Annotated in this window: 14 protein-coding genes; 10 read left to right on the top strand and 4 right to left on the bottom strand. The window is 60.3% G+C overall.

Annotation, left to right across the window (positions count from 1 at the left end; all coding sequences use genetic code 11):
* Position 1: 1 nt before the first annotated feature.
* Both L0U82_RS04760 and gstA read right to left on the bottom strand, forming a co-directional pair.
* Positions 2-2,728: an MGH1-like glycoside hydrolase domain-containing protein gene (locus L0U82_RS04760; protein ID WP_233828842.1), complete on the bottom strand. Its 2,727-nt coding sequence runs from the start codon at positions 2,726-2,728 to the stop codon at positions 2-4.
* Positions 2,729-3,042: 314 nt separating this feature from the next.
* Positions 3,043-3,666: a glutathione transferase GstA gene (gene gstA, locus L0U82_RS04755; RefSeq protein WP_233828841.1), complete on the bottom strand. Its 624-nt coding sequence runs from the start codon at positions 3,664-3,666 to the stop codon at positions 3,043-3,045.
* A gap of 155 nt (positions 3,667-3,821) precedes the next feature.
* Between gstA and L0U82_RS04750 the strand changes: the two genes are divergently transcribed.
* The 6 genes from L0U82_RS04750 to L0U82_RS04725 all read left to right on the top strand — a co-directional run bounded on the left by L0U82_RS04750 (position 3,822) and on the right by L0U82_RS04725 (position 8,470).
* Positions 3,822-4,175, top strand: coding sequence for a winged helix-turn-helix transcriptional regulator (locus L0U82_RS04750; RefSeq protein WP_233828840.1), 354 nt, complete (start codon positions 3,822-3,824; stop codon positions 4,173-4,175).
* A gap of 104 nt (positions 4,176-4,279) precedes the next feature.
* Positions 4,280-4,603: a nuclear transport factor 2 family protein gene (locus L0U82_RS04745; protein WP_233828839.1), complete on the top strand. Its 324-nt coding sequence runs from the start codon at positions 4,280-4,282 to the stop codon at positions 4,601-4,603.
* A 320-nt stretch (positions 4,604-4,923) separates the two neighbouring features.
* Positions 4,924-5,391, top strand: a complete 468-nt coding sequence (locus L0U82_RS04740; RefSeq protein ID WP_233833120.1) for a FecR family protein — start codon at positions 4,924-4,926, stop codon at positions 5,389-5,391.
* A 95-nt stretch (positions 5,392-5,486) separates the two neighbouring features.
* Positions 5,487-6,005, top strand: coding sequence for an OmpA family protein (locus L0U82_RS04735; protein ID WP_233828838.1), 519 nt, complete (start codon positions 5,487-5,489; stop codon positions 6,003-6,005).
* Positions 6,006-6,140: 135 nt separating this feature from the next.
* Positions 6,141-7,574 (top strand): CHASE2 domain-containing protein, encoded by a 1,434-nt coding sequence (locus L0U82_RS04730; RefSeq protein WP_233828837.1) that lies wholly within the window; start codon positions 6,141-6,143, stop codon positions 7,572-7,574.
* 224 nt (positions 7,575-7,798) lie between these two features.
* A complete protein-coding gene (locus L0U82_RS04725) occupies positions 7,799-8,470 on the top strand; it encodes a SagB/ThcOx family dehydrogenase (protein WP_233828836.1) in 672 nt (223 codons plus the stop codon).
* Between the two features lie 24 nt (positions 8,471-8,494).
* Here the strand turns inward: L0U82_RS04725 and L0U82_RS04720 are convergent, their stop codons facing one another.
* Complete coding sequence (locus L0U82_RS04720; RefSeq protein ID WP_233828834.1) at positions 8,495-8,863, bottom strand: NUDIX hydrolase; 369 nt, start codon at positions 8,861-8,863, stop codon at positions 8,495-8,497.
* Between the two features lie 344 nt (positions 8,864-9,207).
* Here L0U82_RS04720 and L0U82_RS04715 point away from each other — a divergent pair, with 344 nt between their 5' ends.
* From L0U82_RS04715 to L0U82_RS04700, 4 genes are all read left to right on the top strand, one after another.
* Positions 9,208-10,119: a CHAD domain-containing protein gene (locus tag L0U82_RS04715; RefSeq protein ID WP_233833118.1), complete on the top strand. Its 912-nt coding sequence runs from the start codon at positions 9,208-9,210 to the stop codon at positions 10,117-10,119.
* A gap of 204 nt (positions 10,120-10,323) precedes the next feature.
* Positions 10,324-10,635: an ArsR/SmtB family transcription factor gene (locus tag L0U82_RS04710; RefSeq protein WP_233828832.1), complete on the top strand. Its 312-nt coding sequence runs from the start codon at positions 10,324-10,326 to the stop codon at positions 10,633-10,635.
* On the top strand, positions 10,635-11,039 hold the full coding sequence (locus L0U82_RS04705; protein WP_233828831.1) for an SRPBCC family protein: 405 nt from the start codon (positions 10,635-10,637) through the stop codon (positions 11,037-11,039). The genes L0U82_RS04710 and L0U82_RS04705 overlap by 1 nt, the downstream gene beginning before the upstream one ends.
* Before the next feature lie 194 nt (positions 11,040-11,233).
* The gene (locus L0U82_RS04700) at positions 11,234-11,722 is read left to right on the top strand and encodes a cache domain-containing protein (RefSeq protein WP_233828830.1); all 489 of its coding nucleotides are present in this window, start codon (positions 11,234-11,236) and stop codon (positions 11,720-11,722) included.
* A gap of 86 nt (positions 11,723-11,808) precedes the next feature.
* Here L0U82_RS04700 and L0U82_RS04695 read toward each other — a convergent pair whose 3' ends face one another.
* A complete protein-coding gene (locus tag L0U82_RS04695) occupies positions 11,809-12,627 on the bottom strand; it encodes a helix-turn-helix transcriptional regulator (RefSeq protein ID WP_233828829.1) in 819 nt (272 codons plus the stop codon).
* Positions 12,628-12,694: the final 67 nt, after the last annotated feature.

Raw genomic sequence — 12,694 nt, 5'->3', positions numbered from 1 at the left:
ATTATCGATCTGCATCGACCTGTTGTGGAGAGATACCGGCGCTGACGCGCCAGCGTTCGCTTTCGAGAACGGACCGAGCATCGACACGCCCGAACATGTCCAGCAGCGGCGCGACAAGGCCCGTCCAGCCCGTCTGATGGCTGGCGCCGAGTCCCGCACCGTTGTCGCCGTGGAAGTACTCGTAGAACAGGATCAGATCGCGCCAGTGCGGATCGTTCTGAAACTTGTCCGTGCCGCCATAGACAGGGCGCCGTCCCTCCGCATCGCGCAAAAACGTACCCGATAGCCGTCGCGCAATCTCCTGCGCGACTTCGAACAGCGTCATCTGATGCCCCGAGCCGGTCGGGCACTCAACCTTGAAGTCGTCGCCGAAAAAGCTGTAGAGATTCATCAGTGCCCGAATGATCAACATGTTCACCGGCATCCATACCGGACCTCGCCAATTGGAGTTTCCGCCGAACATGCCCGTATTCGATTCGGCCGGCAGGTATTGCACTTTGTATTCCGTGCCGCCGATATTCAGCGCGTACGGATTCTCGAGGTGATAGCGGGACAGCGAGCGAATGCCGTGCGGCCCGAGGAATTCGTTCTCGTCGAGCAGATAGCCGAGCACGCGTTCGAGCTTACGTTTGTTCAGAATCGACAGCAGCCTGCGCTCCCGATGACCGATAAAACCGGCATCCGTCGGTGCCACGTGAGCGACCAGCTCCGGATAGCGTTTGCGGAATTGCGCGATCAGCTCCATCAGTTTCGGATAGCGCTTGACCGAATCGGCCTCGAATACCGTCGACGCACACAGCGGCAATAGCCCCACCATCGACCTGATCTTCAGGCGCATGCTCTGCCCGTCAGGAAGCCGCAGCAGATCGTAGAAAAAGCCGTCCTGCTCGTCCCACATCTCGTCCGGATGTTCGCCGCGCCGGTCCATCGCGTAGGCGATCCACATGAAGTGCTGGACGAACCTGAAGGCGATCTCCTCGTACATCGAGTCGTATTCCGTCAGGATGACGGCCATCTCCAGCATGCACTGGCAATAAAACGCCATCCATGCGGTTCCATCCGCCTGCTCCAGCGATCCCCCTGTCGGCAATTGCGCGCTGCGATCGAATACGCCGATGTTGTCCAGCCCCAGAAAGCCGCCAGAGAACACGTTGCGGCCCGACGGGTCCTTGCGATTGACCCACCAGTTGAAATTGAGCATCAAGCCCTGGAACGAACGTTCGAGAAAACGCGGATCGGCGCGACCCAGTGCCTTCCCATATCGATAGAGCCACAGCGTGGCGGCCGCATGCACCGGCGGATTGACATCACTGAAGTTCCACTCGTAGGCGGGAATCTGTCCGCTTGGATGGACATACAGCGTGCGCAACATCAGCAGCAATTGGTCCTGTGCGAAATCGAAATCGACCAGCGCCAGCGAAATCGTATGGAACGCCAGATCCCAGGCTGCGTACCACGGATACTCCCACTTGTCCGGCATCGAAATCACATCCGCGTTCAACATATGAAACCACGCGGTATTACGCACATCGGGCCGCTCGCTTTCGAGCAACGGATGACTCCCATGCTCGCGCAACCATAGTTCGAGATCGAAGTAGTAGTACTGCTTGCTCCACAACATGCCCGCTAACGCCTGACGATGTACCCGCTGCTGATCTTCACTCAGCGATTCCGGCGTGATGCGCGCATAGAATGCGTCCGCATCGGCAATGCGCCCGTTGAACGTATCGTCGAAACCAGCGAACGCGTTGTCGCGGCTCGCCGCCGTCAGACGCAGCCGGATCGTCGCGCTGCCACCGCCGGGTACATTGCACACGTAATGAGCCGCCGCTTTGGTCCCGATCCTGGCGGGATTCACCGCGCTGCTCTGCCCGCCGACGACATAAGCATGGAAAGCGTCTTTCACAAAAGGCGACGCGTTGGGTTGATTCCATAGACGCTGCGCATTACTTTCGTTTTCCGTGAAGAGCAGTTCCGTCGCCCCTTCGCAATAGAGCCAGTAGTCGCCCAGTTCATGATGAGTCGCGCGGATCACGCCCGGAGCCGCTTCGCACAGCGACGGCTTGCGATCGTCATAACCCCAGCTCCACGTATTGCGAAACCACAGCGTCGGCAGAATGCGAAGCGGTGCTTCTTGCTGCCCGCGGTTATGCACGGAAATGCGCACGCAGATATCTTCGGGCGCCGCCTTTGCGTATTCGACGAACACGTCGAAATAGCGGTCGTCATCGAATACGCCGGTATCGATCAGCTCGTACTCGAGTTCGTCGCGCGATCGCCTGCCGTTGGTCTCGATCAGATCCCCGTATGGATATTCGCGCTGCGGATACTTGTACAGATACTTCATGTACGAGTGCGTGGGCATGTTGTCGATATAGAAGTAATACTCCTTCACGTCCTCGCCATGATTACCCTCGCTATTAGTCAGGCCAAACAGCCGTTCTTTCAGAATCGCGTCGTGCCCGTTCCATAGCGCGAGCGCAAAACACAGGCGTTGCTGGTCGTCGCACAGTCCGCCGAGACCATCTTCTCCCCATCGGTAGGCACGCGAGCGAGCGTGATCGTGGCTGAAATAGTTCCACGCGTTGCCGTCCGCGCTGTAGTCTTCGCGGACCGTTCCCCATTGACGCTCGCTGAGATACGGCCCCCACTTCTTCCACGGCACCTGCGCCGTGCGCGCGTCGTTCAGGCGCTTCTGTTCCGCGACATCGACAGTTGCAGAATCCATTTGTTGCCTCCGTTACGGCTGCATCGAGCCGATTGGGATATGCGCGAAGACGCACTGTTGTGCGAGATCGATATTGGCGTGGTTGATGGCGAACGGGCTGCTTTGCCCGAGCGTTGGCTGATACGAACTGATTGATGTCGGTGAATCGAGAGGTCATGACCGTAGGCTGGGTTCGGCCACGGACACGATTGTCTCCCTGACAATCAACTGTAGTCGTTCGGCTGGGAATGCGTACGAGAATGTCGAAAGAATCCTGAGATGGGCGAGCGGTAACCGGGCGAGAAGTCAGCCGCTCGTGACGATCGAAAGGACCGTCAATCATCCCGTCGGGCATAGAGCAATCCTTCGGCCTGCAGCGCCTCCTGAACTGCAGCCCTGCCCGCGACTCGCTGCTGAAACGCTGCGATAGCGGTTAATCCGGATATGTCCAATTTGACGTGTGACGCCCAGTTTGTCACTGTGAAAAGATAAGCATCGGCCGCGGAGAAGCGATCCCCCAGCAACCATGGTTGCGTACCGAGGCGGCTCTCCAGCATGACGTAGTGGTTGAGCAATACCGCCTTCCGATCCAACCGTACCGATTCAGGGGTCGCGGGGTTGAAGAGTGGCGAGTATGTCTTATGGAGATCGGAATTGATAAAGCCTAGCCACTCCTGCAGACGATACCGTGCCATCGAGCCATTGAGCGGGGCAAGTCCGCTTTCGGGCTTAAGGTCGGCGAGATACTGCGCTATCGCAGGCACCTCCGTCAGCCGTTCGCCGTCGTTCAGCTCAAGCACAGGCACATTGCCCTTCGCATTGACCTGCAGGAAATCGGCGCCTCGTTCGGTACGCTTCGTCGCGATGTCCACCCGTTCGAAATCAAGTGCAATGCGTGCCTCGCGTGCAACGATATGCGGCGCAAGCGAGCAAGCGCCGGGCGAGTAATAAAGCTTCATCTGATTTCCTCGGAAAGTTGGGAATGCCGCGCGACGTTGTGTAGGGGTAGCCTGCCGCGCGGATCAGATACTAGCGACCTGCCAGGCGTTTTGGAGACCTGGGTCAATATAATGTGGTAACCCCACAGTTACTAACCGGAAGGGAATCGACAACCATGGGTTTGCCAGTACGCAAAAGCAAGGCCTCATCGCCGCCCGCATGCCAGATAACCGATGCACTTGGATTTCTACGGGGTGCCTGGGCTTTGAACGTTATCTGGCAGCTACGCGGTCAGGCAAGACGTTTTGGCGAGCTCCGCCATGACATTCCGCGCATCTCCGCGCGCGTACTTAGCGCTCGTCTTCATGAACTCGAATCCCGAGGGCTTGTGGCAAGACGGGCCCTGGATAGCTCACCGCCTTCAGCAGAATATGAACTGACGGAACTCGGGCGCGAACTGCTTCCCGCGATCGACGTATTTGCCGAGGTGGGAAAGAAAATGTTGGTGGCGTGGGGGCGCGTAGCCTGAAGAGCGGGTACCGACGAAGCCGCGCATCAAAAGCCGCACACGCAGCCATACTTTCTTGCATCTATAGTGCAAGATACGCGATCGAACCCATCGGGAGACATACCATGGAGGAAACGCAAATACGTGACGCCCTGGATGCCCATTGGCGCGCATCGGCTGCTGGCGATCTCGATGCAGAACACGACATCTATGATGACAACGTGATCTGCGACTACCCGCAATCAGGCGAGCGAATTGTCGGGCGAGTCAATTTGCAGGCGCTGCGAGGTCATCATCCCGACAAGCCATCGGGCTTTAACGTAAGAAGAATTCAGGGGAAAGGCGCGCTTTGGGTGACGGAATACATCATCGCCTACAAGGGGCAAGCCGCGCACACCGTCAGCATCATGGAGTTCCGCAATACCAAGGTCGTTCACGAGACCCAGTAGTTCTGCGAGCCCTTTGATGCGCCGGCGTGGCGGAGCCAATGGGTCCAGCCGATCACGTAAAGATGCGGTGCGCTGGAAAAAACCGCGCCAGCTCTGCCCGAAATACGTGCGCTAGCGCACCGTCAATCAGTCAGACCAACACTATGCTGGCCCCAGCCCCTCGGGCCGGTGTTGCTGCCGACACACCGGCTTTCGACACGTCGTTCGACCACGCCTCACCCCTGTTACTGTAGAAAACGCTCTCCGCCGACGCACGCGTCAAAGGCAAGCGGCGCGATAAAGCGAAGCAAACGTGTAACTCGCCACTACGGGTGCCGCTCATGCATAGTCAAGCCATCAAATGTGTCTTGCTTCTCGCATGCGGGTGCCCGCCCGTCGCGAACACTTACGCCGCCGATTCGGTCGGCACGGTCAAGACCGTCAAAGGGGCGGTTCATATCGAGCGCGCCGGCCAGAACGTGGATGCCTCGATCGGCAGCAACGTGTTCGGCAGCGACCGCATCGTGACGGGCCCCGCCTCCTCCGTCGGTATCACGCTGCGCGACGACACGCTGTTATCCGAAGGCGCCAACTCGATTCTCGAACTCAACAAGTTCGCTTTCGATACGACCACCTACGAGGGAACGCTCGACGCCACCATCAAGCGCGGCTCGCTCGCCGTCGTGGATGGCAAGCTCGCGAAGGCAAACCCCGAATCGGTGCGCTACAGCACCCCGACCACGACGCTGGGCGTGCGCGGCACAGAGTTCATCATCGAAGTGGGTGGCGACAGCGGGAGCGAACGTTGAAACCCTCCGCGCGTAATGACCGGTTCGGAGTAACAGCGGCGTTCGTCATCGCAAGCTGCCTTTGCGCATGCAGCTCGACACCGGACAGGATTACATTGCTGCCGGATCCGCAAGGCAGCGTCGGCGCCGTCGTCGTCAAAAGCGCCAGTAAAACGCAAGTGATCAATACCGCCTATGCGCAGGCGGACGTCGCGCAGAACGGCACGATCGAAGTGACCACGGCGAGTTCGTCCAATGTGCAGGAACACTACGGCGATCTGCTTGCCGCGCGTCCGCCGCGCCCCGTGACGTTCACGATCAACTTCCTGTTCGACTCCGCAACCGAACTCGCGCCGGATTCGGCAGCGACGGTCGCGAAGCTGAAGACCGTACTGGCGACATGGCCGGCACCGCACCTGACCGTCGTGGGGCACACCGACCTCGCAGGTTCTAACGAATTCAACGACAAGCTGTCGATGCGCCGCGCGCAGACCGTCGCGGCATTTCTCGTCAAGGCCGGTATCCCCGCGCAGCAAATCGAGACCGCCGCACGCGGCAAGCGCGAGCCTGTCGTACATACGGCGGACGGCGTGCCGAACCAGATGAACCGCCGCGTCGTGATCATCATCCAGTGATCCGGGCGATCGCGCGCCGCTTCGCGCGATCGTCGCTTCTTAACCGCCGCCGACATGAAGCGCTTTCGCGACAGATGGCTGCCTATCTTCAAACGCGCGATCAGAGCGTATAAAGGACGGCCCTCGGCGATCATCGTGCTGTTTGCTCTCGTCGTACTCGACCTGTGCGGCGAATGGCCGACCACGATGCCGCGCCCCGCCGTTCTCGACTCGCTCAGCACCGTGCTGCCGGACACCTTCGGTTCGGCGCGGCAACTGCTGTTCGATCACTATCAGCGCCGTTTTCCGCGCGTGCCCACGACGCAGCCGGTAACCATCGTCGCTATCGACGACAAGACGCTGGAAGCCGTCGGTCAATGGCCGTGGCCGCGCAACCGGCTGGCGAACCTCGTCGATGCGATCGCCGCGCAAAAGCCGCTCGCCATCGGCCTCGATATCTACATGCCGGAGCTCGATCAAACCTCGCCAGGCCAGGTGGCCGACAATCTGCCGCCGTCGGCGGCGGACATCGCCACGCAGTTGCGGGCATTGCCGAGTCACGAGCGCATTCTCGAGATTGCGTTGCGCGCGGCGCCGTCGATCCTCGGCGCGGCGGCCTTCGATCACGCGACCTCGACGACCAGCACCGATCTGCTGACCACGCCGATACGCGTGCATGGCCCGGACCCGATGGGCAGCATCCAGCGCTTCCAGTACGTTCTGGCGAGCCTGCCGGAACTGCAGGGCGCGGCGCACGGCCAGGCGATGCTGAACGTGGCGCAGGAACAGGGCACCGTGCGGCGAATTCCGCTGATCATGGGGCTCGGCGACAAGATGGTCCCCGGCTTGCCGATCGAGATGCTGCGCGTTGCGATCGGCGCGCCCGTGGTGGACGTGTACGCAAACGGCTCGGGTGTGCAGGCGGTGGGTGTCGGCGATGTGCGCGTGCCGACGCAACCCAACGGCGACATCTGGCTGTATTTCGCGTCGATTCGGGCGACTGAGCAACGTTACGTGTCGGCGCGCGATGTGCTGCAAGGCAAGGTCGACGCGAAGCGCTTTCACAACAAGCTGGTGCTGGTGGGCCTGACGGGCACCGGCCTGACCGACATACGCACCACCGCGCTGGGTGAACTGGTGCCCGGCATCGAAATTCAGGCGCAGGGTATCGAAACGATTTTCGAAGGCCGACTGCTGCGCCGACCACGGTGGCTCCAATGGGCGGAAATCGGCTTTATCGTCGTGTTCGGCCTGCTGCTTGTCTGGTACGTGCCGCGCACCGACTCACGGATCGCGCTATTCGTTAATACAGTGCCGAAAGCGCCGGCGATTTTGGGTCTGGTGCTGAATCTGTTGATGTTCTCCGTCAGCATCGCGTTGTTCAAATACTTCGGCTTGCTGGCCGACGCGGCTTCGGCCTTCATCATTCTTTCCGCGGTAATGGGCAGCTTTTTCACTACCTTCGTATTGCCTCAGGAGACGCAAACCCGACCCGACGATCATCACGCGCGCGCATCGCAGAGCAACAACAACAAAGCCAGCCAAACCGAAGCCGTCAACAACGACAAAACCGCTTCGCATCCCGATTGATCTCGACTCGAACGCACGAGCATCCGCGCCCTATATGCACGCTAGCTTGTCTCCGTTCGATGGCACGGACCTCTTCTCATTGCTGGCCAAATTGCGCTGCCTTGCGAGTAAGCTGCGCGAATACGGTTTTGCGGAAAACGCGTAGTACTGAGGTGAAGTACTGGGATTCGCGCAGGCCGCGAGTTTCGCCGGCTGGTCTGCGCCTTGACTCATGGAGGTGCTCGATGAAACGCCGTGAACTGTTGGCTATGCTGGCCGCCGGCGCGATGGCGGAGGTTTCTCCCAGCCACGCGCAGGCAGCCGACGCGCACTACACCAATGAAATCGAATTACCCAAACCTAAACTCAGCGGTTCGATGTCGCTGGAGGAAGCCATCGAGCGCCGTCGATCCGTACGCTCGTTCAAACCAGACACACTGCCCGTCGATTCGATCGGCCAGTTGCTGTGGGCCGGGCAAGGCATCACCCGCGCGAACGACAGGCGCGCGGCGCCATCGGCCGGTGCTTTGTACGCGCTTGAACTGTATGCGGTGACCGCCACCGAGGTGATGCACTATCTGCCGCTGGGCCATCGGGCGGAAACACGGACATCGCCAGATCTGCGTCCCAAGCTGAAAGCCCAGGCGCTCGGACAGGCATCGATCGGGGCAGCACCGCTCGTGATCGCGGTGGCGGTCGAACCCAGTCGGCTCTCTGGAAGGTATGGCGGCCGAGCCAATCTGTATGCCGACCTGGAGGCTGGGCACGCGACCCAGAACATACTGCTGCAGGCCGTCGCTCTCGGACTCGGCTCCGTGCCCGTCGGCGCCGTCGATGGCGCGCCGGCGGCACGCACGCTCGCGTTGCCGCACGGCCAGACCGTCATCTATCTGCTTCCGGTGGGCATCCCGGCCTGAACTGCAACGAGCGGTGGTAGCGCGCTATTTCTTGCGCCGCTGACCCATCATATTCACGATGTCGAGGGTCGGCGTGCTGGTGGTCAGGCGGGAAATATCGTCGACGTGAACCCATCGACATCTGGCTATCTCGTTGCTCGGGCGAGCTTTGGCGCGACTCGAGATTTCGCAGGCGAACACATGGTGGTGTTTCTGTTTTCCGCGAACGTTGAAGAGGTACTTGGCCGACTTGCCGGAAAGCCGCGTTTCTTCCTTGAGTTCCCGAAGTGCCGCATCCGGGAGATGCTCCCCACGCTTGAGAATTCCGCCCGGCAAGGACCACTTCGACTGACTACGTGTGACCAGGAGAATTCGCTTTCCTCTGCAACAGATTACGGTAGCGCGTTTCTTCAAACCGAACTCCCCTTTCGTTCTCGGGTATTTCCTTGGCACGCTCAATGCGTTGCTACTTCGAGCAGTACACGCACTTAACGTAGGTGATGATCTTAATGGAACAGCACGAACCCGACAACGTCGGGACTTCAGCAAGTTGCGCGCGCCACAGAAAAAATGCAATTCATCAAAATGTCACAGAACATGCGAATTTGACGGCGGTCCCGCGCGCGACGCTGCCAACAACGCACATCGCGCCAGCAAAAAACGCGCTCCGACAGCGCTTCTGCGCGTCTATCAGGCAATTCGTGAAAGCCGGTGTGCTAAGGTCTCGGCAAAGCATATTTTTACCCTTTGAGGCTGACATGGATATGGATGGTGACTGGCGCTTGCCGCGGCCGACCGCTCTCTTCAAGATCGACCACCGGCAAGCCGGTTTACCACTGTCAAAGACGAGTTCGATTGCCAGTACTTTCGCTTCTCTGGTAACACCGGTTGTTGCCGAGATAGTGCGCAGAGCGCGAGAACTTTCCGCGGACGGCGATGCGGAACAATTTCACCAGCTGCGCGTTGCGTTCAGAAAACTTCGTGCGCTGTATTGGGCGTATTCACCCTACCTTGACAAAGAAGCTACCGCGCAAGCCATCGAGGGCTTCAAGCATTTCGCGGACGTGGCCGGCGGAACGCGCGACTGGGATATCGCCGGCGACCTGCTGACGAAAGCGCAGGACTCGGACGCATCGGTCGAGATGCTTGTGGCGGCCGCGCGCGACAAGCGCGCCCAGGCCGTCATGCATAGCCAGGCGATGATCCGGAGCGACGAGGTCGAGGCGTTCCTGAACGATGCGCTGCTGCGCGCGCAAACCACGTTGCGCTCACGTTGCAACGACCTGCCTGTCCGGCAGTTCGCCAAACAGCGCGTTCTCCTTGCGCAGCGCGCGCTGCGAAAACGCAGCAGGCGTGCCACACGCAGCGAAGCCACGCACGAAGAACATCTGCATGACGTTCGAAAAGCGGGCAAGAAGCTTCGATACCTGCTCGAGTTTTTTCAACCCGTGATCAAAAGCGGACGCAAACGCACGATCAAGGAATTGACGTCGGTGCAAAACAAACTGGGGCAGTTCAACGACATTGCCGCAAGCGAGACCCTTATTCGTAGCGCGTCATTCGATACGGTTCCGCCCGAGGTCGTGCAGAAATCGCTTCAATGGCTGGAAGAACAGAAGTGCCGGCAAATGCGCGCGGCGTCACGTCGAGTCCGGGCCATCGCCAGTTGAGTTTCATTGCTCCATCGCAATGCGCCGGGCCGGCGGAATCACCCGCGTCGGCACGGCGAAGCATCCATTCGATCGCATAGGCACAACCGAACGCCGCTGCATGCCGGCGTAAAGCCCTTCGCTCCCATACCGGACCAAGCCCCAGAACACGCTCACGATTAGCGCCGATTGACGCGTCGGAAATTTCCGACATATACTGCGCGCATGGCGACTACCGATACCTTTGGCGCGCTTGCCAACCCGATCCGCAGGCACATCCTCGAGATGCTGCTTGGCGGCCCGCGTGCGGCCGGCGAGATCGCGTCCGCGTTCGCGGTGAATCGGCCCGCCATTTCCGAGCATCTGCAGGTGCTTCGTCTTGCTGGCCTCATCACCGAAGAGGCGCGCGGACGGCAGCGCGTCTATCACCTGAACACCCAGCCATTGAGCGAGTTATCGCAGTGGCTGCACCCGTTCGAGTCGTACTGGGGGCAGCGGCTGGATGCACTCACTGAAGTACTCGATAAGGAAAAGTGATGACCGAACCCGGCATTATCCAGCTCACCCGCTTTATCCCTCATCCGCCGGCGAAGGTCTGGACGGCCCTCACGGACCCCGCCATTCACGCGCGATGGTGGGCCGCCGGCGACGTGCGCGCGGTCGTCGGGCATCGCTTTAGCCTGGACATGGGGCCATGGGGCTTGCAGCCGTGCGAAGTTATCGCCGTCGAACCCGAACGGCTGCTGTCGTACTCTTTCGCGCCCGGCACACTGGATACGACGATCACCTGGCGGCTCGCCGCCGAAGGCGACGGTACGCGTCTGTCGCTCGAGCATCGGGGCTTCGATCTCGACTCCCCGCTGGGCAAGACCGCATTTCACGGCATGGGCAGCGGGTGGCCTGGCGTCATCAGCCGGCTTGAGGAAGTGGTGGCTTCGTAACACTCGTTCATCAAGTGGTCGATATCGCGACGCCATGCGGGAAAACGATCTTGGCCAGGCCGTGCTTCGTGATCTAGTCTTTTTGCAAGCAGGTCGGTGCTTTTCTTGCGCGGCCTGCTCTTCGGCGTACATCGAGCCGGAAAGAATCATCGAGGTCAGCAACGGCGTTGAACTCAGTGGCGGGAGATTGCGCTATGAACGGCAAAGCCCTCTTTACCGGCATTCTGTTACTGGCCGGATCATTCTGCGCGGTGTCGCCCGCGTTTTCCCAATCATCGCCGCCCACCTCCGAAACAGCCAGACAAACCGAAGCACTGGTCGACAAGGCCGCGGCGTTGATCGACAGCAAGGGCAAGGCGGCGTTTCCCGAGTTCAAAATCAAGGATAGCGAGTGGCGCCACGGCGACACCTATCTGTTCGTTTACGACATGAAGGAAAACGTATTGTTGAACCCGGCTTTCCCAGCCCGGGAAGGGACCAATGTTCGCGGTCAAACGGACCCGACAGGCAAGCGGTTTCATGACGCGATGGTCCAGGCCGCCGAAACGAAGGGATCGGGTTGGGTCGACTACATGTTCCTCAGACCGGGGCAGACGCAGCTATCGCATAAGTGGACCTACGTGAAGGCAGTCACGATCGATGGCGTTCCAGGCCTGGTGGGTTCGGGGTTCTATTCGGAGTAGGTTCTGTGCAGCAGAGCTGGCGATATAGTCACGCGACACTTATCGAGAACATTCAGCTGCGCCGCTAACGCCACCACGAATCGACACTACGCCGCAACGGCACTACGAATACGCTCCGCAATCCGCACATCGAGCGGCATATAAACGATCATGCCGAGGTCCGGCCGACCATCCACGGCGAACAGCGAATACTCCATCTCGATCGTCCCTAGCGTGGGATGCAACAGGCGCTTGATGTGCTCGCCTTCGCCATGACTGAATACCTGGTTGTCGCGCCACATGCGCTCGAAGTCGGGGCTGGTGCGGCACAAATCGTCCACCAGTTCCCCCACTTCCGACGCGAGCCCCGCGCGTGCCACGTCCGCGCGAAACGTGCCGACGACAAAGCGCGCGACACTCTCCCAGTCGTGCTGTTTTGCACGCGCCGCGGGGTCGCCGAACAGGAAGCGCAGGATGTTGCGCTGACCCGGCGGCAACGCGCCGTAGTCGGTCAGCACGACGACCGCCGCGCGATTCCACGCGACGACATCCCATGTCGCGGTCTTGATGATCGATGGACTGGCGTCGAGCGAATCGAGCACGCGCTGCAAGCGGGGATTCACGCCGTCGATCGATCTGTAGCGCACTTCCGGCGGCCGCCCGAGACCCAGCATGAACAGATGTTCACGCTCGGTATCCGTCAACATCAGCGCCGCGCAGATGCGCTCCAGCACCTCCGCGGACGGCGCGCCGCCGCGCCCCTGTTCGAGCCACGTGTACCACGTCGAACTGATGTTCGCGCGCTGCGCCACTTCCTCGCGGCGCAGTCCAGGCGTGCGGCGGCGCCCCGCAAAACCGAAGCTCGCCGGATCGAGCCGCGTGCGGCGGCTGCGCAGAAAGTCCCCGAGGGTTTGGGCGGTGCTCACGATCGAATAGCCTGTTAGTCGTTTTACCGGGATAAACTCACTACTTCAATAGAATAGCGAATGATCG

It is taken from the genome of Paraburkholderia sp. ZP32-5 (genome assembly GCF_021390495.1).
GTDB lineage: Bacteria > Pseudomonadota > Gammaproteobacteria > Burkholderiales > Burkholderiaceae > Paraburkholderia.
The sequence above is the reverse complement of the archived record's forward strand: the minus strand, read 5'-3'. Positions and strand labels throughout refer to the sequence as shown.

Bases quoted from the DNA above. Each gene is read 5' to 3' on its own strand.
- L0U82_RS04740 (WP_233833120.1), top strand. From the start codon at position 4,924: ATGCATAGTCAAGCCATCAAATGTGTCTTGCTTCTCGCATGCGGGTGC.
- L0U82_RS04700 (WP_233828830.1), top strand. From the start codon at position 11,234: ATGAACGGCAAAGCCCTCTTTACCGGCATTCTGTTACTGGCCGGATCA.
- L0U82_RS04715 (WP_233833118.1), top strand. From the start codon at position 9,208: ATGGATATGGATGGTGACTGGCGCTTGCCGCGGCCGACCGCTCTCTTC.
- L0U82_RS04750 (WP_233828840.1), top strand. From the start codon at position 3,822: ATGGGTTTGCCAGTACGCAAAAGCAAGGCCTCATCGCCGCCCGCATGC.
- L0U82_RS04760 (WP_233828842.1), bottom strand. From the start codon at position 2,728: ATGGATTCTGCAACTGTCGATGTCGCGGAACAGAAGCGCCTGAACGAC.
- L0U82_RS04745 (WP_233828839.1), top strand. From the start codon at position 4,280: ATGGAGGAAACGCAAATACGTGACGCCCTGGATGCCCATTGGCGCGCA.
- L0U82_RS04705 (WP_233828831.1), top strand. From the start codon at position 10,635: ATGACCGAACCCGGCATTATCCAGCTCACCCGCTTTATCCCTCATCCG.
- L0U82_RS04710 (WP_233828832.1), top strand. From the start codon at position 10,324: ATGGCGACTACCGATACCTTTGGCGCGCTTGCCAACCCGATCCGCAGG.
- gstA (WP_233828841.1), bottom strand. From the start codon at position 3,666: ATGAAGCTTTATTACTCGCCCGGCGCTTGCTCGCTTGCGCCGCATATC.
- L0U82_RS04725 (WP_233828836.1), top strand. From the start codon at position 7,799: ATGAAACGCCGTGAACTGTTGGCTATGCTGGCCGCCGGCGCGATGGCG.